We start from the raw sequence: 22265 nt of genomic DNA on the forward strand, positions 1-22265 counted from the left end.
CGCGCGCGTATGCGTGGCATCCGGATACGACGACGCCGGCACAGGGCCGGCGTCGTCGGGTACCCAGGCTCGCGGCAGGATCACTCCTGCGCGGCGTCCTCGCTGCTGGCAGCAGCCGGTGCGCCGTCGGTCGTGGCCGGGGCGGCGACTGCCACCTCGTCCTCGTCCTCGTCGATCGAGGCATCCATGCGCTCCACCGCCTGCAGCTTCTCGTCCTTGGACAGGCGGATCAGGGTCACGCCCTGGGTGTTGCGGCCGACGCGGCTGATTTCCGAGCCACGCGTACGCACCAGCGTACCGCCGTCGGAGATCAGCAGGACTTCGTCGCGGGAGCCCATCAGCACTGCGGCGACCAGCTTGCCGTTGCGCTCGGTGGTCTGGATGCCGATCACGCCCTGCGTGCCACGGCCCTTGCGCGGGTAGTCCGGCAGCGGGGTGCGCTTGCCGTAGCCGTTCTCAGTGGCGGTGAGGATGTACTGCACGCTGGCATCGTCGGCACTATCGATCACCGCATCGCCATTGGCGGTGGCTTCCTCGACACCGTTGTCGTCCTCGTTCTCGTCCTCGATGCCACCGGCACTTTCGGCCACGATCAGGCTGACCACCTCCTCGCCGGCCGGCATCCTGATGCCACGCACGCCGGTGGCGGTACGGCCCATCGAGCGGACTTTGTCCTCGCCGAAGCGCACGGTCTTGCCATTGGAGGCGAACAGCAGGATGTCGCGCTGGCCGTCGGTCAGGCCGACGCCGACCAGGGCATCACCCTCATCGAGGTTGATCGCGATCTTGCCGCGGGCCAGGCGGAAGGCGAACTCGCCCAGCGGGGTCTTCTTGACCGTACCGTTCTTCGTGGCGAAGAACACGAACTGGCCATCGGCGTACTCGCGCACCGGCAGCACGGCCTGCACGCGTTCGCCGGGTTCCAGCGGAATCCAGTTGATGATCGGACGGCCGCGGGCGTTGGAGCCCGCTTCCGGCAGCTGGTAGACCGGCAACCAGAACACCTTGCCCGAACTGGTGAACGTCAGCAGCGTATCGTGCGTGTTGACCAGCCACAGCTGTTCGATGAAATCCTCTTCCTTGGTCGCCGCCGCACTGCGACCACGGCCGCCGCGGCGCTGCGCGCGGTACACGCTGACCGGCTGGCGCTTCACGTAGCCGGCATGCGACACGGTGACTACCACGTCTTCCGGTGCGATCAGGTCGAGGATGTCCAGGTCTTCTTCGCTGTGGCGGATTTCGGTGCGACGTTCGTCACCGAACTCGGCCTTGACGTTGACCAGCTCCTCGCGGATCACCTGCAGCAGGCGGTCGGGATCTTCCAGGATGTGGATCAGCCCGGCGATCACTTCCAGCAGCTGCTTGTACTCGTCAGTCAGGCGGTCCTGCTCCAGCCCGGTCAGGCGGTGCAGGCGCATTTCCAGGATCTGGGTGGCCTGGATCTCGGTCAGCTGGTAGCCGCCCTCGATCAGGCCCACGCCCTTGGGCAGGTCTTCCGGGCGCGAGGCTTCGGCACCGGCGGCACCCAGCATCGCACCGACCAGGCCCGGCTCCCACACGCGCGCCAGCATGCGCTCGCGTGCTTCGTTCGGGTTCGGCGAGGTCTTGATCAGTTCGATCATCTCGTCGATGTTGGCCAGCGCGACGGTCAGGCCTTCCAGCACGTGGGCACGGGCGCGCGCCTTGCGCAGCTCGAACACGGTGCGGCGGGTGACCACTTCGCGACGGTGGCGGACGAACGCCTCCAGCATCTGCTTCAGATTCATCAACTGCGGGCGGCCGTCGACCAGCGCCACCATGTTGATGCCGAACACCGATTCCATCTGCGTCTGCTGGTACAGGTTGTTCAGCACAACCTCGGCAGATTCGCCGCGCTTGATCTCGATGTAGATGCGCATGCCGTCCTTGTCGGACTCATCGCGCAGCTCGCTGATGCCTTCGATCTTCTTTTCCTTGACCAGCTCGGCGATCTTCTCGATCAGACGCGCCTTGTTCACCTGGTAAGGAATTTCAGTGACGATGATCGACTCGCGGCCGTTATCGGCCACTTCGATGTCGGCCTTGGCACGGATACGCACGCGGCCACGGCCGGTGCGGTAGCCGGCGACGATGCCGGCGGTGCCGTTGATGATGCCGGCAGTCGGGAAATCCGGGCCCGGGATGTACTCCATCAGGCCGTCGACGTCGATCTCCGGGTTGTCGATCAGCGCAATGCAGGCGTTGATCGATTCGCTCAGGTTGTGCGGCGGGATGTTGGTCGCCATGCCCACCGCGATACCGGCCGAGCCGTTGACCAGCAGGTTCGGGAACCGGGTCGGCATGACCGTCGGCTCCAGTTCCTTTTCGTCGTAGTTGGGCTGGAAATCGACGGTTTCCTTGTCGATATCGGCCATCAGCTCATGCGCCAGGCGCGACATGCGCGCCTCGGTGTATCGCATCGCCGCGGCGGAGTCGCCGTCGATCGAACCAAAGTTACCCTGGCCGTCGACCAGCATGTAGCGCAGCGAGAACGGCTGTGCCAGGCGCACCAGCGTGTCGTACACCGACTGATCGCCATGCGGGTGGTACTTACCGATGACGTCACCGACGATACGCGCCGACTTGAAGTAGGGCTTGTTGCTGTGCGCGTTGAGTTCATTCATCGCGTACAGCACGCGACGATGCACCGGCTTGAGGCCGTCGCGCGCATCCGGCAGCGCGCGGCCCACGATCACGCTCATGGCGTAATCGAGGTAGCTCTTGCGCATCTCGTCTTCCAGGTTGACCTGGATGATTTCCTTGGCGGTTTCTGCCATTCGGGTTCCGTTGTCTGGTAGCGGTCCAGTCCGGCGCAGCCCTCTGCGGGAGGGGGTCGCGCCGGAACCTCGATTCAACCTGTGGATACTACCACAACGGGCTGTTTTCCGCCTGCCTTTACGGGGATTTTACCGGCACAAATCAGGAACTTAGGGTTGCCGGCCAGCGGCCGGCACTACCGGGGGCGTCGGTCGCGCCGCCCCTCCCCTGCGCCTCAGCCGCCGAAGGCGGCGCGCATGTTCTCGGCGGTCGGGTTCAGGATCACCCCGCGCTCGGTCACGATGGCGTCGATCAGCTCGCCCGGGGTGACGTCGAACACCGGGTTCCAGGCGGCAATGCCTTCGGCCACGGTGCGGGTGCCGCCCACGCCATACAGCTCACCCGGGTCGCGCTGCTCGATCTCGATCTGGCTGCCGTCCACGGTCTCCATGTCCACGGTCGAGGACGGCGCCACCACCATGAACTTCACGCCATGGTGGCGCGCGGCAATGGCCAGTTGGTAGGTGCCGATCTTGTTGGCGGTATCACCATTGGCGCAGATGCGGTCTGCGCCCACGATCACCCACTGCACGGCACCGGTCTTCATCAGGTGCGAGGCCGCCGAGTCGGCGATCAGGGTGGCATCGATACCGTCCTGCTGCAGCTCCCACACGGTCAGGCGTGCACCCTGCAGCCACGGCCGGGTCTCGCCGGCGAACACGCGCGCGATGCGGTGCTGGGCCATGCCGGCGCGGATGACGCCCAGCGCGGTACCGAAGCCGGCGGTGGCCAGCGAGCCGGTATTGCAGTGGGTCAGCACACCGCTGCCGGCCTCGATCAAGCCAGCGCCCAGCGCGCCCATGTGGCGGTTGGCGGCCAGGTCTTCCTCGGCGATGGCCTGCGCTTCGGCCTCCAGCAGTGCCTTCCAGTCGGCGCCGGCGGCGTGCAGGCAACGGCGCATGCGTGCCAGCGCCCAGGCCAGATTGACCGCAGTGGGGCGCGATGCGTTCAGGCGCTGCAGTGCCGGTTCCAGCTGCTGCAGCGCGTGCGCACCGTCTGCGGCCTGCACCTCGCGCGCGGCCAGCACCACGCCCCAGGCGGCGGCAATGCCGATCGCCGGCGCGCCACGCACGGTCAACGCATGGATGGCGCTGGCAACCTCGTCGCTGTCGTGGCAGACCACATGCTCGACCACGAACGGCAGCTTGCGCTGGTCCAGCAGTTGCAGGGCATCGCCGGTCCACAGGATCGGGCGGATGTGGTCATAACGGGCGTAGTCGATGTCGGAGGCAGTGTTCATGGGCCCATTGTAGGGCCACGCCCGGCAGCGTTGGAGCCCGCCCGGGCTCAATTCACCGAGAATTCGGCGCGGCAGCCGCCGTCCACCCAGATGCCGTTGCGGCTCCAGCCCCAGGTACTGCCTTCCTCGCAGGGCGTGCTCGACAGCTGCTCGGAAACGACCGCGCCAACGGAGATGCTGGCGCCGCAGAAACGCCGCTTCTTCGACTTCGATTCGCAGGTCAGGCGACGCGGCACATCGACGAAGCGGCCATCCTCGTCGGCCACCTCGAAATCGCCCTGGCAACCACGGCTGGTCCAGATCTCATTGCGCTTGTAGCCCCAGCCCTGCCCCTCGCGGCATGGCAGCACCGACAGCTGGCGCAGCAGGCGCACGGGGGCGCCATCCAGGCGCACCGGGCAGCTCTGCGGACGGCCATTGGATTCGCAGCGCACCACGCGGCGCACCAAGCGCTTGCCTTCCGTTGCCGCAGGTGCCGCACCCTGCGCACGGCGCGCACGGAACTCGGCGCGGCAGCCAAGGGTGACCCACACGCCGCTGCGGTCGGTGCCCCACTCGCTACCGCGGATGCAGCTGTTGCTCGACAGCTGGCGCACCAGATCGACGCCGTTGGCCACATCGATGTCGCAGTGCACCCAGCCCATGTCGTGGGACTCGCAGGTCACCACTTCATCGTCGTAGCCCACCTGCTGGGCCGACGCCGGCGACGGCAGCCAGGCACCCCAGAGCGCGATGGAGTACACCGGTGCAGCGACAACCGCAAACCACTTGACCAAAGCCTTCCCCAGCAGGAATGGATGAACTGCATGCCAGTGTCCGGCATTGGCCGTGATAAAAGCATCATCCCGCTTGCCGACGCAAGCGCGCAGAACCCGCGTTTCGTTCAGCCTGGGATGTTCAGCAACGCGTGATGGTCACGCGTGGGCGAAGTCGTAGGCCAACACATCTGCAATGCGGGGTGTGCGGTTCATCGCCATCAGCAGGCGGTCGATCCCCAGCGCAACGCCGGCACAGGCCGGCAACGCTGGCAACGCCGCCAGCAGCGCCTCATCCAGTGGCGGCTGCACCTGCCCACGTTCGTGGCGGCGCTGCTGGTCGCGCTGGAAGCGGGCGCGCTGCTCGTCGGCGTCGTTCAGTTCGTGATAGCCGTTGGCCAGCTCCACTGCACCCAGGTACAGCTCGAAACGCTCGGCCAGCGGCGGTGTGCCGGCGCGGATGCGTGCCAGCGCGGCCTGGCTGGCTGGCCAGTCATGCACCACGATCATGACCGCGTCATCGAAATGCGGCTGGATACGATGGGTCATCAACAGGTCGAGCCAGTCATCACGGGTCAATCCGACCGGGTCAATGTGCACCTCGCCCAACGCGGCACGCAGCGTGGACTCATCCGCCTCGAACGGATCCACGCCAAGGTGCTGCTGGAACAGCTCGCGGTAACTCAGCACGCGCAGGGTCGCACGGCGTCCCACCAGGGCCAGCGCCTGGCCGACCAGCTCGGCGGTTTCCTGCACCAACCGATGGTGGTCCCAGCCGACCCGATACCACTCCAGCATGGTGAATTCCGGGTTGTGGCGACCACCGGCCTCACCGTTGCGGAATACCCGACCCAGTTCGTAGCAGTCGCCCACGCCGGCCGCGAGCAGGCGCTTGAGCGGATACTCCGGCGAGGTGCGCAGCCAGCGGCGGCGTCCGCCGGCATCGACATGGCCGGTGAAGTCGGTATGGAAGCTGTCGATGTTCGGCTCGGTGTTGCCCGCGACCGACAGGATCGGCGTCTCCACCTCGAGCACATCGCGCTCTGCAAAGAAGCGGCGCACCAGCGCGTTGAGCGCAGCGCGCTGCTGCAGCGCGCGCAGCAGGGCCTCGCTCACAGGATGCCCTCCGGGCGCGGATGGTCGAGCGGCAGGGTCAGCAGATCGCGCGTATCGTCGATGTAGCCGCTGGCCAGGTACAGGCGTCGGGCCAGTTCGTTGTGGTGGTTCACTTCCAGGCGAAGGCGGCTGACGCCACGAGCACGAGCGCGCTGTTCGCAGATGGCCAGCGCCTGCTTGCCGCGGCCACGACCGCGCGCGCGATGGCTCAGGTACAGTTCGTCCAGCAGCATGAAGTGGCCGCCCTGCTCCAGGCTGAAGCCCATCGCGATCACCGCGTAGCCGACCACCTCGCCCGCCTCGTCCATCCACAACAGCACTTCGCCATTGCGCGGATCGGCCAGCAGCGCGTCCACGCCGCGACGCACGCGCGCGTCATCGAAGTCGATCCTGTCTTCGGCGTAGAACTCGCGCATCAGCGCGATCAACAGCTCCTCGTCGGCACGGGTGGCCAGGCGGAAATCCAGCGGGGCGGTCTGCATCGGTGTTCCTTTGTGTTTCATGCCGGGCGCCATGCACCCGGCGGGGTCATCATTCGTGTTCGGCCAGATAAGCCAGCAGGCGGTCTTCGTCCCATACCGGCACGCCCAGCGATTGCGCCTTATCCAACTTGGAGCCGGCCTCGGTACCGGCGACCACGAAGCTGGTCTTCTTCGAGACGCTGCCGGAGACCTTTGCACCGAGGGCTTCCAGGCGCTCCTTGGCGGCATCGCGGGTGAGCTGGGCCAGGGTGCCGGTCAGCACCACGGTCTGCCCATCCAGCGGGCCGGCCACGATCTCGGCCAGCGCCGGTGCCTTGGCCAGGATCTGCTGCATCGCCTTCTCGGCTGCCAGCAGCATCGCGCCATGGCCCTCGCTGTCCAGCCACTGGGCCAGGCCACGCGCGGTGTCGTCGGGCAACCCGGCGTTGACGAACTGCCCATGCTCGGCGTCGAGCACCGCCTGGGCACCGGGCAACACGGCCACCAGTTTTTCCGCGCGCAGGCGGGTGATGCCGGGAATCTCTGATTCGACCAACAGCTGCGCCAGGTCCAGCCCCTCGCGCAGCCTCGCGCTGGGCGCGTGCACATCGCTGATGCGAACCTGGCCGACCTGCAGCAGGTCATCGATGGCCTGCTGGTTGCCCTGCTGTTCGAAGAAGTGGCCGAGCGAGCGCGCCACTTCGCCACCAATGTCCGGCACGCGCTTGAACAATGGCCACGGCAGGTGGCGGATCAGTTCCAGGTCACCGAACCACTGCGCCAGCGCCTTGGCCGTGCTCTCGCCCACGTGCTCGATGCCCAGCGCGAACAGCAGCCGTTCCAGCGTGGCGGCACGACTGGCGTCGATGGCCGCGATCAGGTTGTCGGCCCACTTGGTCGCGATCTTCTTCGTGTTCCATTCGAAGCGGGCCGGCTGCGCCAGCGCCTGCGCGCGCCAGCCCGGATCGTTGCCGTCCAGCCTGAGCACCGCATTGAGCACCGCGCCACTGCCTTCGGCCGGCAGGTGCAGCTTCAGTGCGGCGGCCAGCGCCGAGGGATCTTCAGCGTCCAGCACCAGCTTCAGGTGCAGCAGCTGGTCACGACTGAGCCGGTACAGGTCGGCCACGCTCTTGACGATGCCAGCGTCGACCAGGGTTTCAATGTATTTGTCGCCCAGGCCGTCGATGTCCATCGCGCGGCGAGAGGCGAAATGGGCGATGGCTTCCTTGCGCTGCGCCGGGCAGGACAGCTCGCCCGAGCAGCGCCATGCGGCCGCCCCTTCCTCGCGCACGATCTCCGAGCCGCACACCGGGCAGCGCGTCGGCATCTGCCAGGGCGTGGTGCCCTGCGGGCGGCGATCGAGGATGACGCTGACCACTTCCGGGATCACGTCGCCGGCGCGGCGCACGATCACGCTGTCGCCGACGCGCACGTCGAGGCGTGCGATCTGGTCGGCGTTGTGCAGGGTGGCGTTGGACACGATCACGCCGGCCACGGCCACCGGCGCCAGGCGCGCGACCGGCGTGGCCGCACCGGTACGGCCGATCTGGATCTCGATCGCCTCCACGGTAGTGCTCTGTTCCTGCGCCGGGAACTTGTGCGCGATGGCCCAGCGTGGCGCGCGCGAGACGAAGCCCATCGCCTGCTGGCCGGCACGGTCATCGAGCTTGTAGACCACGCCATCGATATCGAACGGCAGGCTGTCGCGGCGCTCGCCGATATCGCGGTAGTAGCCGAGCAGGCCGTCGGTGCCTTCCACCACCTTGCACAGCGCGCTGACCGGGAAACCCCAGGCGCCGAGCTGCGCCAGCGTGCCCGAATGGGTATCGGGCAGCTCGCCGCCCTGCACTTCACCGGTACCGTAGGCGAAGAAGCTCAACCTGCGCTGCGCACTGATCTTCGGGTCGAGCTGGCGCAGCGATCCAGCCGCCGCATTGCGTGGGTTGGCCAGCACCTTGCCGCCGTGCAGGCGCGCACGTTCGTTGTAGGCCTCGAAATCGGCACGCGCCATGTAGACCTCGCCGCGCACCTCGAGCACGTCCGGCCAGTCCTTGCCGTGCAGCCGCTTGGGAACATCGCCGATCTCGCGCAGGTTGGCGGTCACGTCCTCGCCGGTGCTGCCATCGCCGCGGGTCGCGCCGAGCACGAAATGACCATCCTCGTAGCGCAGGCTGATCGCCAGGCCGTCCATCTTCGGCTCGGCCGAGAACTGCAGGCTGCGGCGGCCCAGGCGTTCGTCAATGCGGCGCACGAAATCCGCCACTTCCTCATCGCTGAAGGCGTTGGACAGCGACAACATCGGCACCGCATGGCGGACTTCGGGGAAACGGCCGGAGGGACGCGCGCCGACCTGCTGGGTCGGGCTGTCGGCCCGGGCCAGTTCCGGATGTTCGCGCTCCAGTGCTTCCAGCTCGCGCACCATCCGGTCGTAGTCGATGTCGGGGATCTCCGGGGCGTCCAGCTCATGGTAGGCGCGGTTGGCCTGGGCGATCTGCCGGCGGAGATCTTCGGCGCGTTCGGCGGGGCTGGAGCTCATCGGAATCCGGTGGTTCTGGGATGGCCGGGGATTCTACCGCGCCCGGCCGTCAGGCCCTGTAATGCCCCCCTTCGCAGCGCCGAGCCATGCTCGACGGGCGCTCCCCTGCCCTGGTGGATGCCGACCTTCTCCCCACCCCGGCAGGTGCCAACCTTGGTTGGCACACCTGCAGCCGAGCATGGCTCGGTACTACAAAAAGCGGGCTTGCCGCCCACCGCAACCAGCGCTAGCGTGCGACGGTCTGCCCTTCGGAATCGTGCCCGTGACCCTGCCTGCTTCCCGTCGACGCTTCCTGCAACTGGCCGGTGCCGGCCTCGCCGTCGCTGGCAGCGGGCTGCCGCAGCTTGGCCATACCCAACCCGCGACGGCCGCCGCTCCTGCCCCCACCGAAGGCGTGGTACTGCTGAACTTCAACGAGTGCCCCTACGGCCCCTCGCCGGCGGCCCAGCAGGCCGCGCGCGACAGTATCGCCAGCTGCGGCCGCTACCGCTTCGCCCTGGCTGCACAGGTGCGCGATGCCTTCATCAAGCAGGCACGCATTCCGGCCGACCACGTGCGCCTCTATCCCGGCTCAAGCGAGCCGTTGAACCGCGCCGCCATGGTGTGGACCGGCCCGCAGGCAGGACTGGTAGTCGCCGATCCGACCTTCGAGACGCTGGGCGAGGTCGCCGCCGCACACGGTGCGCACGTGCAGAAAGTGCCGCTGCGCGACGACGGCGCGCATGACCTGCGTGCAATGGTCGCCGCCGCGCACGCACGCCCGACCGGGCTGCTGTACGTGTGCAATCCGAACAACCCGACCGGTTCGATCAGCCCACCGGATGAGCTCGCCTGGCTGCTGGCCCACAAGCCCGCATCGACCCGCGTGCTGGTCGACGAGGCCTACCTGCAGTACAGCGAGCAGCCGAGCCTGATCACCCGGGTGACGCAGCGCGATGACCTGATCGTGCTGCGCACGTTCTCCAAGCTGTACGGCATGGCCGGCCTGCGCCTGGGCGTGGCGGCCGCACACCCCGACCGCCTGCGCGAACTGGCCAGCCTGGGCGACAACCCGCTGCCCGTGCCAGCACTGGCCGCGGCACTGGCCAGCCTGCAGGATCCGCAGTTGATCGCGCAGCGGCGCCTGCAGAATGCCCAGGTGCGGCAGGCCACCATCACGTGGCTGGGCAAGCGTGGTTTCAGCTGCGTGCCGTCGGAAGCGAACTGCTTCGTGGTGGATGTGCAGCGCGACGGTGCCGCCTTTGCCAAGGCGATGGCAGACCACGGCGTGATCATTGGCCGCAGCTGGCCGATCTGGCCACAGCGCGTGCGCGTGACCGTCGGCACCGAAGACGAGATGGCCGCATTCCGCCGTGCGTTCGCCAAGGTGGCCGGCGTACCGGCCTGACCCTGTTGGCGGGGGCGAACCTTGGTTCGCTCCATCCATGCATGGCGTGGATCTACCGGCGTGGGTGCCGACCGTTGGCCGGCACAACAGGCTTTACCAGCGCGGGGTCTTGGTCAGCGGCGGTGCCTGGTGCTGGCGGTCGTAGGCACGCAGCTCGTCGCGAATGTGCGCGATGCGCTGGCGGCCCAAGGCATTGCGGCTGTCATCCAGCACCACGCCATCGAGCAGCTCGGCCATGCGCTGCACGGTCGGCAGCATCTTCTCCCAGGCATCAAGCGCGGTCAGCGGCGCCGGCAGGGTCAGGAAGAAGGCGATGGCCGGGGTTTCCATGGCACGGATGTTGGCCATGTCGAAGCTGCCCGGCTTCATGATGCTGGCCATCGAGAAGATCGGGCCGCGCTCGGGGTGGCCTTCCACCAGGCGGTGGAACACGTTCATGTGGCCGAATACCAGGCCGGTCTTCTCGGCCGCCACCACGATGTCTTCGCCGCGCAGCTGCTCGCCGGCACGGGCGGCCACGAACAGCGAGACGATCTTGTCGAAATCCTGGGTAGTGCGCTTGCCGAGGTCGTTGGCCGCGCCCGGGTCAGTGTCGGCCAGGCCAAGTTCGGCCTGCTCGCCTTCCCCGCGCATGCCCGGTTCGACGCGGCCCTCAGCCACCACGACGCCGTCCTCGCCCAGGACCGGTTCGCGGCGCTCGCCACTGGCCGGTTCCGTGTTCTCCACGCGACGGCCCTGGGGCTTCTTCTTCGGACGGCCAAACAGGAAGATCGCGGCGATCAACAGCAGGCCGGCGGCCAGGATGCCGATGCGCAACAGTGCCGTGTCGGACATTCGATAGGTTCTCCGGCTAATTCATTCAGGTAACTAGGATGGCACGTCAGGCCGCGCCCGCCAATCGCGCCGCTTCTTCCAGGTCCACGCTGACCAGGCGGCTGACGCCCGGCTCACGCATGGTCACGCCCGACAGCTGGTGCGCGGCCTCCATCGTCGCCTTGTTATGGCTGACGAACAGGAACTGCACCTTCTCGCTCATTTCCTTGACCATGTTGGCCAGGCGGCCGACGTTGGCTTCGTCCAGCGGGGCGTCCACCTCGTCCAGCAGGCAGAACGGGGCGGGATTCAACTGGAAGATGGCGAACACCAGCGCCACCGCGGTCATCGCCTTCTCGCCGCCGGACAGCAGCGAAATGCTGGACACGCGCTTGCCCGGCGGGCGCGCCATGATGGTCACACCCGTGTCGAGCAGGTCTTCTCCGGTCAGTTCCAGGTAGGCGTGGCCACCACCGAACAGGCGCGGATACAGCGCCTGGACGCCGGCATTGACGCGGTCGAAGGTGTCCTTGAAGCGCCCGCGGGTCTCGCGATCAATCTTGCGGATGGCATCCTCAAGTGTTTCCAGCGCCGTGGTCAGGTCGGCGTGCTGCGAATCCAGGTAGTCCGAACGCTGCGAAGCCTCGCCGTACTCGTGGATGGCGGCCAGGTTGACCGGCTCCAGCCGGCGCATGCGTGCGTCGATCTGGTGCACGGCCTGCTCCCAGTCGCCCAGGCGGGCGTCCTCGGGTAGTGCATTGAGCACGTCCTGCAGCACGAAGCCGGCCTTTTCCACCGCCGCCTGCAGGGTGTCGGCGCTGAGCACCAAGGCCTGCTGGTCGAGCTTGCGCTGCGAAATGCGCTCGCGCTGGGCCAACGCCTGTTCGTCGCGCTGGTGGCGGGTCTGCTCGTAGTTGCGCAGCTCGGCGTCGATGCCGTCCAGCAGCGTCCGCGCCTCGGTCAGCACGCGGTCGGCGCGCACGCGCTCTTCCAGCGCGTTCTGGTGTTCGGCCTGCAGCGCTTCGACCGGCGAATCCCCTTCGTCCAGCTGCGAATGCAGCTCGCCCAGCCGCGCATCCAGCTGCCCGCGCTGGGTGCCCATGCGCTCCAGCGCCTGGCTCAACGAGGCCAGCTGCGCACGCTGCGATTCCAGGGTCAGGGCCAGCGAATGCGCGCGCTCGCGCACCGCACGGGCGGCATCGCGGGCCAGGTCGCGGGCCTCGGTCAGCTGGCGGCGCTCGCCCTCCAGCCGCTGCCGGGTCGACTCCAGGTCACCCATGCTGCTGACCGCGTTCTCCAACCGCGAGCGCGCTTCGCGCGCCTGCTCGTTGTTGGCTTCAATCGTTTCCTGCAGCTGCTTCAGCTCGCCTTCGATGCGGTCGATGCGCGTGCGTGCAGCCTCCACCTTGCCCTGCTGGCCCTGCAACTGGCCGGCCAGTTCGGACACCGCGCGATGGGCCTGGTACAGCGCGCGCTGCGCGTCCTCGCGCTGCTGTTCGGCCGCCTGCAGCTGCTCGCGGAAACCGGCCAGCTGGTCTTCCAGTTCGGCCTCGCGGTCCTGCAGCTGTTCGATCTGCTCGCGCAGTTCCTGGATCTCACGTTCGCGCAGCAGCGCGCCCTGCTCGGCGGCACCGGAGCGCGACACGCGCAGCCAGCCCCGGCCCAGGCGCTCGCCGCTCTGGGTGATGATCGAATCGCCTTCGGGCAGGCTGGCCTGCAGCGCCTTGGCTTCGGCCAGATCCCTGGCACCGTGCAGGTGCGCCAGCAGGCGCCGGATCGCTGCCGGGCCACGCACGCGTGCAGCCAGCGAGGTCGGCGCGACCTTCAGGTCCGCGCCATCGTTGGCGACCAGTGCAATGTGGCCCTCGCCCAGTTCGCCCAGCGCGTCGACCAGGCTGGCCGGGTCATCGACCAGCACGCCTTCGATCAACTGGCCAAGCGCGCTTTCCACCGCGTTTTCCCAACCGGCATCGACATCCAGGCGTTCGCCAACACGCGCCGCCGAATCCAGCCCGCGCGCCTTCAGCCAGGCGACTGCCGCGCCCTGCTCCTGGCCCAGCGCGGCCTGCTGCAGGGTTTCCAGCGAGGCCAGGCGACCGCGCAGGCCGTTGGCCTGCTTGCGCAGTTCGGCCAGTTCGTTCTGGCCATTGCGCTGCTGTTCCTGCACCGCCGCCACGCCCTGCTTGCGCAGCTCGACGTCTTCGCTCAGTTCATCCAGCGCGGCCTTCTGCGTGTCGTGCTGCAGGTGCAGCTGCTCGAAGGCTTCTTCCAGCGCGTCCACGTCCAGCCCGGCACGCTCGGCGGCCAGGGCTTCACGACGCCGGTCGGCATCGAGGATCTGCTTGTCCAGGTAGTCCACGCGCGTGCGCTCGACATCGCCGGCGCGCGAGGCCTCCGAACTCTGCGAGGTGTGCTGTTCCCAGCGCTGCTGCCAGCTGGCCAGCCGTTCTTCAGCCTCGCGCAGGCTTTCCTGCTTGATCTCGTTCTCTTCCTGCAGTGCTTCCAGCTGCGGGGCGGCGGCCTCCACCGCCTCGCGCAGCACGCTCAGCCTGGCCTCGTCGCCGCTGATGTGCTGGCCCAGTTCGGCCAGCGCCTGCTGCGTTTCATCGCGCGCCTTGTGCAGGCGCTGCGACAGCTCGCGCTGGTGCTGGATCTGCTGCTCCAGGCGCGCCAGCGTACTGCCGACCTGGTAGACCGCCGCCTGCGCGGTGTTGAGCGCGTCGGCAGCCTCTTCGCGCCGCGCACGCGAGGTTTCGATGCGGGCTTCGGCATCACGCTGGTCGGCAATCAGCTGCTGCAGCCGCGTTTCTTCCTGCGACAACCCTTCGCGCAGCTTGGACAGGCGTCCGTCGAGGCCGCGGAATTCCAGCGCCTTCCACTCGGCGTCCTTGACCCGGCGCTCTTCCTGCAAGGCCTGGTACTGCTCGGCCTGCTTGGCCTGGCGCTTGAGGTGCTCCAGCTGCTTGCTGATCTCGTCGCGCAGGTCGCCCAGCCGGTCCAGGTTCTCGCGGGTGTGGCGGATGCGGGTCTCGGTTTCCTTGCGGCGCTCCTTGTACTTGGAGATGCCGGCCGCCTCTTCCAGGTACACGCGCAGGTCTTCCGGGCGCGCCTCGATGATCTGGCTGATCATGCCCTGCTCGATGATCGAGTAGCTGCGCGGGCCCAGGCCGGTGCCGAGGAACAGGTCGGTGATGTCGCGGCGGCGGCACTTGGTGCCGTTGAGGTAGTAGTTGCTGGTACCGTCGCGGCTGACCGTGCGCTTGACCGAGATTTCGTTGAACGCGGCGTACTCGCCGGAGATCGTGTGGTCGGAGTTGTCGAAGATCAGCTCGACCGTGGCCTGCGACACCGGCTTGCGGGCGTTGGAACCGGAGAAGATCACGTCGGTCAGCGAGTCGCCGCGCAGGCGGCTGGCCGAGCTCTCGCCCATGACCCAGCGCACGGCGTCGATGATGTTCGACTTGCCGCAGCCATTGGGGCCCACCACGCCGGTCATGTTGGTCGGCAGGTGCAGGGTGGTCGGATCGACGAACGACTTGAAGCCGGACAGCTTGATCGTGGAAAGACGCATAGGGGTTCCGGACTGGGGCCGGCAAGCGGCCTGCGTTTACCCTCCAAGTCATTGATCCTGTTGGGATCGATGCCCGTGGAACGGGTGTGACGCCCTGAGTATACCGATGTGGCCGTGTTCTACGAATGGGCGTGGAACATTGCCCGGCCCTGCCCCGCCGGCCGCACGTGGCCCGAGCTGGCGAAACGGAACCATAAAACAAAACGGGCACCCTTGCGGGCGCCCGTTCTGCGGTGATGCCAGGCCTTGCGGCGGGGGATCAGGCTTCGGCGACGACGACGACCTTGACGGTGGTCTCGACGTCGGCGTGCAGGTGGATCAGCACGTCGTATTCGCCGATGTTGCGGAAGGCGCCTTCACCCAGGATGACTTCGCTCTTTTCCAGCGGCAGGCCGGCGGCAGTGAAGGCTTCGGCGATGTCGCGCGGGCCGACCGAGCCGTACAGCTTGCCTTCGGTCGAAGCGTTGGCGGCGATGGTCACGCTCGCGCCTTCCAGCTTGGCCTTGCGGCCTTCAGCTTCTGCGTGGATGGCCTGGGCCTTGGCTTCGTACTCGGCGCGCTTGGCTTCGAACTCGGCCTTGTTGCTCTCGGTGGCCGGCACGGCCTTGCCCTGCGGCACGAGGAAGTTACGGCCGTAGCCCGGCTTCACGTCGACCAGGTCGCCCAGGTTGCCGAGGTTGGTGACTTTCTGCAGGAGGATCAGCTGCATGGTATTGCTCCAGATGAGTTATTCGTTAGCGAGGCGATGCCCCGCAACAAAGGCTGTCCGAATAGCTGGCACAGCGAGGGCGGCACCGGGCCGCCCCGCCGGCATCAGACGTCGTGGTTGTCGGTGTACGGGATCAGGGCCAGGAAGCGAGCGCGCTTGACGGCGGTCGCCAGCTGGCGCTGGTACTTCGACTTGGTACCGGTCACGCGGCTCGGCACGATCTTGCCGTTCTCGGTCAGGTACTGGCGCAGGGTGTTGAGATCCTTGTAGTCGATCTCCTTCACACCTTCAGCAGTGAACTTGCAGAACTTGCGGCGACGGAAGAACTTGGACATGGGAAGGCTCCTTAGGCGGCGGAAGCGGCGTCGTCGCCGGCTTCGTTGTCAGCGGTGTTGTTGGACTCGCCTTCTTCGTCGTCACGACGACGGCGCTCACCGCGCTCCGGCTTGTCACCCTTCTCGTCCTTGCTCTTCATGATCAGCGACTGCTCGGTGTCAGCCTCGTCACGCTTGATGACCAGGTTGCGCAGCACGGCGTCGTTGAAGCGGAAGCTCTCGGTCAGTTCGTTCAGAACGGCCTGGTCGGCTTCGATGTTCATCAGCACGTAGTGGGCCTTCACCAGGTTCTGGATCGGGTACGCCAGCTGGCGGCGGCCCCAGTCTTCCAGACGGTGGATGGTGCCGTTGCCGTTCTCGACCAGCGACTTGTAGCGCTCGATCATGGCCGGGACCTGCTCGCTCTGGTCCGGGTGGACCATGAACACGATTTCGTAATGACGACTCATGTTTTTCTACCTTTCGGATGTGGCCTCGCGGCCGGACAGCCCCCCGCCGTTGAGACCGCGGTGGGGCAAGGATTCCCGCCAGGAAGGCAGGAAGCCGCGCATTATGGCGCAGATGAGGGTGCCGGGCAACCGGCCCGCGGCGGCTGAACCTGCCCCCCAGCGCCCGGCCATGCCCGGCGGGCGCCAGAACCGGCCTCAGGCCTTGTCGGCGTCGGTGGTGAAGCTCTCGCCGCAGCCACACTCGGCGGTGGCGTTCGGGTTGCTGAACGTGAACGTCTCGCTCAGGCCTTGCTTGCCAAAGTCGATCACGGTGCCGTCCACCAGCGCCAGGCTCTTGGCGTCGACGTAGATCTTCACGCCGTCCTGCTCGAACACGGTATCGCCCTCGCGCTCGTCGCGGGCCAGGTCGGTCACGTGGCCCCAACCGGAGCAGCCGGTCCTGGTCACGCCGAAACGCAGGCCCAGCGCGCCGGGGGTCTGGGCGACAAAGCGCTGCACGCGCTCGAAGGCAATGGGGGTCAGGCTGACGGCCATGGGGCTACTCCAGAGGTACGGGAACATTATAAGGAGCCGTTGCCGCGAAAAATGCCTCGCAAGCAGAACGCTGCAACCGGTAAACTCCCGTGTTCACAGATCGAGTCGATCAGCAGAGGATTCAAGTCATGACGGTGGTCAGCGTTGAACATGCGCTTGCCGGGAAGATCCCGGAAGGCGGCGAAGTCACGGTACGCGGATGGGTGCGCACGGTGCGCGGTTCAGCGAATCTGGCCTTCGTGAATGTGAGCGACGGCTCCTGCTTCGCCCCGATCCAGGTCGTGGCCAACGACACCCTGGCCAACTTCGACGAGATCAAGCGCCTGACCAGCGGCTGCTCGGTCATCGGCACCGGCACCCTGGTGAAGTCGCAGGGCAAGGGCCAGTCGTTCGAGATCCAGGCCAGCGCCCTGGAAGTGGTCGGCTGGGTCGAAGATCCGCTCACCTACCCGATCCAGCCCAAGCCGATGTCGCCGGAGTTCCTGCGCGAAGTGGCGCACCTGCGCCCACGCACCAACCTGTTCGGCGCAGTCACCCGCATCCGCAACTGCCTGGCCCAGGCCGTGCACCGCTTCTTCCACGAGAACGGCTTCAACTGGATCAGCACCCCGATCATCACCACCTCCGACGCCGAAGGCGCCGGCCAGATGTTCCGCGTGTCCACCCTGGACATGGTGAACCTGCCGCGTGACGAGAAGGGCGCGATCGACTTCAGCCGCGACTTCTTCGGCAAGGAAACGTTCCTGACCGTGTCCGGCCAGCTGAACGTCGAGGCCTACTGCCTGGCGCTGAGCAAGGTCTACACCTTCGGCCCGACCTTCCGCGCCGAGAACAGCCACACCACCCGCCATCTGGCGGAGTTCTGGATGATCGAGCCGGAAATCGCCTTCGCCGACCTGGCCGAAGACGCACGCCTGGCCGAAGAGTTCCTGAAGTACCTGTTCCGCGCCGTGCTGAACGAGCGCAGCGACGACCTGGCCTTCATCGCCGAGCGCGTGGACAAGAACGCGATCACCAAGCTGGAAGATTTCATCAACGCACCGTTCGAGCGCATCGACTACACCGATGCGGTCAGCCTGCTGCAGAAGTCCGGCAGGAAGTTCGACTTCCCGGTGGAATGGGGCCTGGACCTGCAGACCGAGCACGAGCGCTGGCTGACCGAGGAGCATGTCGGCCGTCCGGTGGTGGTGACCAACTATCCGGAGCACATCAAGGCCTTCTACATGCGCCTGAACGACGACGGCAAGACCGTTGCCGCGATGGACGTGCTGGCCCCAGGCATCGGTGAGATCATCGGTGGCAGCCAGCGTGAGGAGCGCCTGGACGTGCTGGACGCGCGCATGGCCCAGTTCGGCCTGGATCGCGAGCACTACAGCTGGTACCGCGACTTCCGCCGCTATGGCTCGGTGCCGCACGCCGGCTTCGGCCTGGGCTTCGAACGCCTGGTGGTGTACGTCTGCGGGCTGTCCAACATCCGCGACGCGATCCCCTACCCGCGCGCCCCGGGCAGCGCGGACTTCTAAGCCCCACACGACCACGGAGGTACGGCTCCCATGACCCTGTTCTTCGCCCTGTGTTTCGTCGGCGTTGCAGTGGCCGGGTTCAGTGCCTTCGTGATCTTCTGGCCGCTGACCCTGGTGCACGTGCGCGACCGCCATCCGGCGCTCGCCGAGCGCTTCGGCAGCGGCGCCTTCCTCAAGCCCGATGCCCTGGCCTGGCTGCTGCGCCGCGACTATCGCCAGCAGCCGGACCGCTCGCTGTCCGGGCTGGCGACGCCGGCCTGGGTATCGCTGCTGACCCTGCTGGCCGGACTGGGCATGGCCGCCCTGCTCTGGCTGGCCTCGCTCTGGTAACCCCCATGAATGACATTTCTGCCTCGCGCGACAGCTGGTGGCTGGCCAGCCTCGGCAACACCCTGATCTGGGCGCGCCTGCGCGTTCGCCCGGCCGGCACCGCCGAAGTGCTCGACAGCGATGGCAACACGCTGAGCTACGACAGCGAAGACACCGCCCGTTCGCAGTTGTTCGACGCCGAATTCGTCGAGTATGACGGCCTGGACGAGGAAGACGCGCTGGTGCGCGGCTTCAGCCTGCACGAAGTGCAGCCGCCGCAGGCCGACAACGACGAGGGCCTGCGCGGCCGCATGATCCAGTCGCTGGGCGCGCGCGCCTGATCCAGGCATGTTCACTCCACGCGCCTTCGCCGAGACCGACCTGCTCTGGCTGGACCGCCTGCTGGCGCGCGATCCGTTCGTCACCGTGCTCACCCCCGGCAGCGATGGCCTGCCGGAGCTGACCCGGATGCCGGTACTGTACCGGCGCGAGGGCGAGCGCATCGAGCTGCGCGGGCACTGGGCCCGCGCCAACCCGCAGTCACGCCACGGCGGTGCGGCCAAGGTGCTGGTCGACGGACCACACGGCTACCTCTCGGCCAGCTGGTATCCGGACAAGGAGCCTGCCGCACGGGTGCCAACCTGGAACTACGCCGCCGCCGAGCTGCGTGGCCAGTTGCACACCTTCGACGACACCGATGCGCTGGCCGAACTGGTCGGCGCGATCAGCGATCACTTCGAAGCCAGTGTCGGCCAGGCCTGGCAGTTCGATGCCACGCGCGCCGAACATGGCCCGGAACTGCGTGCCATCGTCGGCTTCCGTTTCCAGGTCGAACACGTGCAGCTGAAGCTGAAGCTGAGCCAGAACCATCCCGACGCCAACCAGCGCGCCGTGATCGCCGAACTGGAACAGCTGGGCACCCCTTCCTCCACCGAGTTGGCGCAGTGGATGCGCTGGCACCGCGAACAGGCCGCCCGCAGCGGCTGAACACCCCAGATTCCCGCGACGTCGCAGCCGGATGGCTGCGATGCGCCCCCACCCGACGCCAGGGACCGAACATGAAAGACATCCACAAGCTGCTGCAGAACAACCGCGACTGGGCCGACCGCATCGAGAAGGAGGACCCCGACTTCTTCCACCAGCTGGCCAAGCAGCAGCACCCGGAGTACCTGTGGATCGGCTGCTCCGACTCGCGGGTGCCGGCCAACCAGATCATCGGCATGGCGCCGGGCGAAGTGTTCGTGCATCGCAACGTCGCCAACGTGGTCGCCCACACCGACCTCAACTGCCTGAGCGTGGTGCAGTACGCGGTGGACCAGCTGAAGGTCAAGCACATCCTGATCGTCGGCCACTACGGCTGCGGCGGCGTGCATGCCTGCCTGCACAACACCCGCGTCGGCCTGGCCGACAACTGGCTGCGCCATGTCGGTGACGTGGTGCAGAAGCACCAGGGCATCCTCGACGCCATCGAAGACGACGAACTCAAGCACGCCCGGCTGTGCGAGCTGAACGTGATCGAGCAGGTCGCCAACCTCTGCCGCTCAACCATCGTGCTGGATGCCTGGGCCCGCGGCCAGAAGCTGATGGTGCACGGCTGGGTCTACAGCCTGAAGGACGGCCGCGTGCGTGAAATGGGCATCGACGTCGGTTCGCTGGAGGAGCTGCAGCCGGCGTATGAAAAAGCGCTGTCCTTCGTGCCGCGCAAGGGCCGTCGCGACTGATCCCCACACGGATGACCACCATGCTCGCTCCGCCGATCAACCTGCACGCCTGGATCGAAGAGAACCGCCACCTGCTGAAGCCGCCGGTGGGCAACAAGATGATCGACAACGGCGATTTCATCGTGATGGTGGTCGGCGGGCCGAACTCGCGTACCGACTACCACTACGACGAAGGCCCCGAGTGGTTCTACCAGCTCGAAGGGGAGATGGTGCTGAAGGTGCAGGAGGACGGCGCGGTACGCGACATTCCGATCCGCGCCGGCGAGATCTTCCTGTTGCCGGCGAAGGTGCCGCACTCGCCGCGCCGCCCGCCCGGGGGCATCGGCCTGGTGGTCGAGCGCAAGCGGCTGCCGCATGAGACGGACGGCGTGATCTGGCACTGCGAGCGCTGCAACCACAAGCTGCACGAAGAGTATTTCCCGCTGCAGAACATCGAGACCGACCTGCCCAAGGTGTTTGCGCGCTACCACGCCAGCCTGGAACTGCGTACCTGCAGCCAGTGCGGGCACGTGGATCCGCTGCCGGTGCCGGCGGCGGGCTGAGCACCTGCCCCTGTAGAGCCGAGCCCATGCTCGGCTTCGTGGCCCGGCAGCCGAGCATGGGCTCGACTCTACAGGTTCGGCGGCAGGCACGCCGCCAGGCGCTACACTGGCGGTCCCGTTGCAGCCTGTTGCCCGACCATGTCCGACCTGCTCAGCCGCACCCACGCCATCGCCCTGGACGCCGCCGATCCGCTGCGCCCGCTGCGTGGCGAATTCCTGATTCCGCGCCATGGTGGCGGCGAGCAGACCTACTTCGTCGGCAACTCGCTGGGCCTGCAGCCGCGCGGTGCGCAGGCAGCGGTGCAGGAAGTGATGAAACAATGGGGCGAACTGGCGGTGGAAGGCCACTTCACCGGCCCGACGCAGTGGCTGTCCTACCACCGCCTGGTGAGCGCGCAGCTGGCCCGAGTGGTCGGCGCACTGCCCAGCGAGGTGGTAGCGATGAACACGCTGAGCGTGAACCTGCACCTGATGATGGTCAGCTTCTACCGGCCGACCACGCAGCGCCCGGTGATCCTGATGGAAGCCGGCGCATTCCCGACCGACCGCCACGCGGTGGAAGCTCAGATCCGCTTCCATGGTTTCGACCCGGCCGAGTGCCTGGTGGAAGTGCAGCCGGACGAAGCCAACGGCACGATTTCGCTGACCGCGATCGAACGCGCCATCGCCGAGCACGGCCCGCGCCTGGCGCTGGTGCTGTGGCCCGGCGTGCAGTACCGCACCGGCCAGGCCTTCGACCTCGATGCGATCACCCGCGCCGCACGCCTGCAGGGCGCACGCATCGGCTTCGATCTGGCGCACTCGGTTGGCAACCTGCCGCTGCGCCTGCATGACGTGGCGCCCGATTTCGCCGTGTGGTGCCACTACAAATACCTCAACAGCGGCCCCGGCGCGGTGGCTGGCGCGTTCGTGCACGAGCGCCACCACCGCGACACCACCCTGCCGCGCTTTGCCGGCTGGTGGGGCCATGAGGAATCGACCCGCTTCCAGATGGCGCCCCAGTTCACCCCCGCCATCGGTGCCGAAGGCTGGCAGCTCAGCAATCCACCGATCCTTGGCCTGGCACCACTGCGTGCCTCGCTGGACCTGTTCGAGCGTGCCGGCATGGAGGCGCTGCGCAGCAAATCGCTGGCGCTGACCGGCCTGCTCGAAGCACTGGTCCGCGCACGCCTGCCGCAGGTGCTGGACATCATTACCCCGGCCGATCCGCAGCGCCGCGGCTGCCAGTTGTCGCTGCGCGTGATCGGTGGCCGCGAGCGTGGCCGTGCACTGTTCGAGCACCTGCGCGGCATCGGCGTGCTCGGCGACTGGCGCGAGCCTGACGTGATCCGCATCTCGCCCACCCCGCTCTACAACCGCTACCTGGACGTGCACCATTTCGTCGAGGAAGTGGAAGCCTGGGCCGGCCTGTAAGCCGGCCCCTCCCCCT

20 protein-coding genes are annotated in these 22265 nt (G+C 67.3%); 8 read left to right on the top strand and 12 right to left on the bottom strand.

Annotation, left to right across the window (positions count from 1 at the left end; translation table 11 throughout):
• Window positions 1-80: 80 nt before the first annotated feature.
• The 6 genes from gyrA to ligA form a co-directional block, all read right to left on the bottom strand.
• Complete coding sequence (gyrA, locus tag AC5P8U_RS00415; RefSeq protein ID WP_088497059.1) at window positions 81-2795, bottom strand: DNA gyrase subunit A; 2715 nt, start codon at window positions 2793-2795, stop codon at window positions 81-83.
• A 215-nt stretch (window positions 2796-3010) separates the two neighbouring features.
• Window positions 3011-4075, bottom strand: coding sequence for an S-methyl-5-thioribose-1-phosphate isomerase (gene mtnA / locus AC5P8U_RS00420; protein ID WP_111201551.1), 1065 nt, complete (start codon window positions 4073-4075; stop codon window positions 3011-3013).
• Window positions 4076-4122: 47 nt separating this feature from the next.
• Window positions 4123-4851, bottom strand: a complete 729-nt coding sequence (locus tag AC5P8U_RS00425) for a DUF3011 domain-containing protein (protein WP_072168143.1) — start codon at window positions 4849-4851, stop codon at window positions 4123-4125.
• A 138-nt stretch (window positions 4852-4989) separates the two neighbouring features.
• Entirely contained in the window at window positions 4990-5946 is a 957-nt protein-coding gene (gene epmA / locus AC5P8U_RS00430) for an EF-P lysine aminoacylase EpmA (RefSeq protein ID WP_072168144.1), read from the bottom strand.
• Window positions 5943-6428, bottom strand: a complete 486-nt coding sequence (locus AC5P8U_RS00435) for a GNAT family N-acetyltransferase (RefSeq protein WP_151355339.1) — start codon at window positions 6426-6428, stop codon at window positions 5943-5945. Before AC5P8U_RS00435 ends, epmA begins: the two co-directional genes overlap by 4 nt.
• 49 nt (window positions 6429-6477) lie before the next feature.
• Entirely contained in the window at window positions 6478-8949 is a 2472-nt protein-coding gene (gene ligA / locus AC5P8U_RS00440; protein WP_404830524.1) for an NAD-dependent DNA ligase LigA, read from the bottom strand.
• 256 nt (window positions 8950-9205) lie between these two features.
• Between ligA and AC5P8U_RS00445 the strand changes: the two genes are divergently transcribed.
• Window positions 9206-10330: a pyridoxal phosphate-dependent aminotransferase gene (locus AC5P8U_RS00445; RefSeq protein WP_353080291.1), complete on the top strand. Its 1125-nt coding sequence runs from the start codon at window positions 9206-9208 to the stop codon at window positions 10328-10330.
• A gap of 93 nt (window positions 10331-10423) precedes the next feature.
• Here the strand turns inward: AC5P8U_RS00445 and zipA are convergent, their stop codons facing one another.
• The 6 genes from zipA to AC5P8U_RS00475 all read right to left on the bottom strand — a co-directional run bounded on the left by zipA (window position 10424) and on the right by AC5P8U_RS00475 (window position 16741).
• On the bottom strand, window positions 10424-11164 hold the full coding sequence (gene zipA / locus AC5P8U_RS00450) for a cell division protein ZipA (protein WP_061480035.1): 741 nt from the start codon (window positions 11162-11164) through the stop codon (window positions 10424-10426).
• Window positions 11165-11210: 46 nt separating this feature from the next.
• Entirely contained in the window at window positions 11211-14714 is a 3504-nt protein-coding gene (gene smc, locus AC5P8U_RS00455; protein ID WP_447897194.1) for a chromosome segregation protein SMC, read from the bottom strand.
• 259 nt (window positions 14715-14973) lie between these two features.
• A complete protein-coding gene (gene rplI / locus AC5P8U_RS00460) occupies window positions 14974-15423 on the bottom strand; it encodes a 50S ribosomal protein L9 (RefSeq protein WP_065178618.1) in 450 nt (149 codons plus the stop codon).
• Window positions 15424-15527: 104 nt separating this feature from the next.
• Window positions 15528-15758 carry a 30S ribosomal protein S18 gene (gene rpsR / locus AC5P8U_RS00465; protein ID WP_002804494.1) on the bottom strand — a complete coding sequence of 77 codons (231 nt, stop codon included), beginning with the start codon at window positions 15756-15758 and terminating at the stop codon, window positions 15528-15530.
• 11 nt (window positions 15759-15769) lie between these two features.
• The gene (gene rpsF / locus AC5P8U_RS00470) at window positions 15770-16207 is read right to left on the bottom strand and encodes a 30S ribosomal protein S6 (protein ID WP_005410228.1); all 438 of its coding nucleotides are present in this window, start codon (window positions 16205-16207) and stop codon (window positions 15770-15772) included.
• Window positions 16208-16402: 195 nt separating this feature from the next.
• Complete coding sequence (locus AC5P8U_RS00475) at window positions 16403-16741, bottom strand: HesB/IscA family protein (protein WP_072168148.1); 339 nt, start codon at window positions 16739-16741, stop codon at window positions 16403-16405.
• A 128-nt stretch (window positions 16742-16869) separates the two neighbouring features.
• On the opposite strand from AC5P8U_RS00475, the gene asnS reads away from it, so the two are divergent.
• The 7 genes from asnS to kynU all read left to right on the top strand — a co-directional run bounded on the left by asnS (window position 16870) and on the right by kynU (window position 22249).
• Window positions 16870-18264 (top strand): asparagine--tRNA ligase, encoded by a 1395-nt coding sequence (gene asnS, locus AC5P8U_RS00480; RefSeq protein WP_049415614.1) that lies wholly within the window; start codon window positions 16870-16872, stop codon window positions 18262-18264.
• 30 nt (window positions 18265-18294) lie between these two features.
• The gene (locus tag AC5P8U_RS00485; protein ID WP_005417403.1) at window positions 18295-18594 is read left to right on the top strand and encodes a hypothetical protein; all 300 of its coding nucleotides are present in this window, start codon (window positions 18295-18297) and stop codon (window positions 18592-18594) included.
• A gap of 5 nt (window positions 18595-18599) precedes the next feature.
• Entirely contained in the window at window positions 18600-18914 is a 315-nt protein-coding gene (locus tag AC5P8U_RS00490; protein ID WP_005417404.1) for a hypothetical protein, read from the top strand.
• A 7-nt stretch (window positions 18915-18921) separates the two neighbouring features.
• The gene (locus AC5P8U_RS00495) at window positions 18922-19560 is read left to right on the top strand and encodes an FMN-binding negative transcriptional regulator (protein WP_088497052.1); all 639 of its coding nucleotides are present in this window, start codon (window positions 18922-18924) and stop codon (window positions 19558-19560) included.
• Between the two features lie 71 nt (window positions 19561-19631).
• Window positions 19632-20294, top strand: coding sequence for a carbonate dehydratase (gene can, locus AC5P8U_RS00500; RefSeq protein ID WP_005417406.1), 663 nt, complete (start codon window positions 19632-19634; stop codon window positions 20292-20294).
• Between the two features lie 20 nt (window positions 20295-20314).
• Complete coding sequence (locus tag AC5P8U_RS00505; RefSeq protein ID WP_151355025.1) at window positions 20315-20836, top strand: 3-hydroxyanthranilate 3,4-dioxygenase; 522 nt, start codon at window positions 20315-20317, stop codon at window positions 20834-20836.
• A 138-nt stretch (window positions 20837-20974) separates the two neighbouring features.
• Window positions 20975-22249, top strand: coding sequence for a kynureninase (kynU, locus tag AC5P8U_RS00510; RefSeq protein WP_088497051.1), 1275 nt, complete (start codon window positions 20975-20977; stop codon window positions 22247-22249).
• Window positions 22250-22265 lie beyond the last annotated feature (16 nt).

The sequence above is a fragment of the Stenotrophomonas sp. YJH_SMC_81 genome (genome assembly GCF_059370875.1).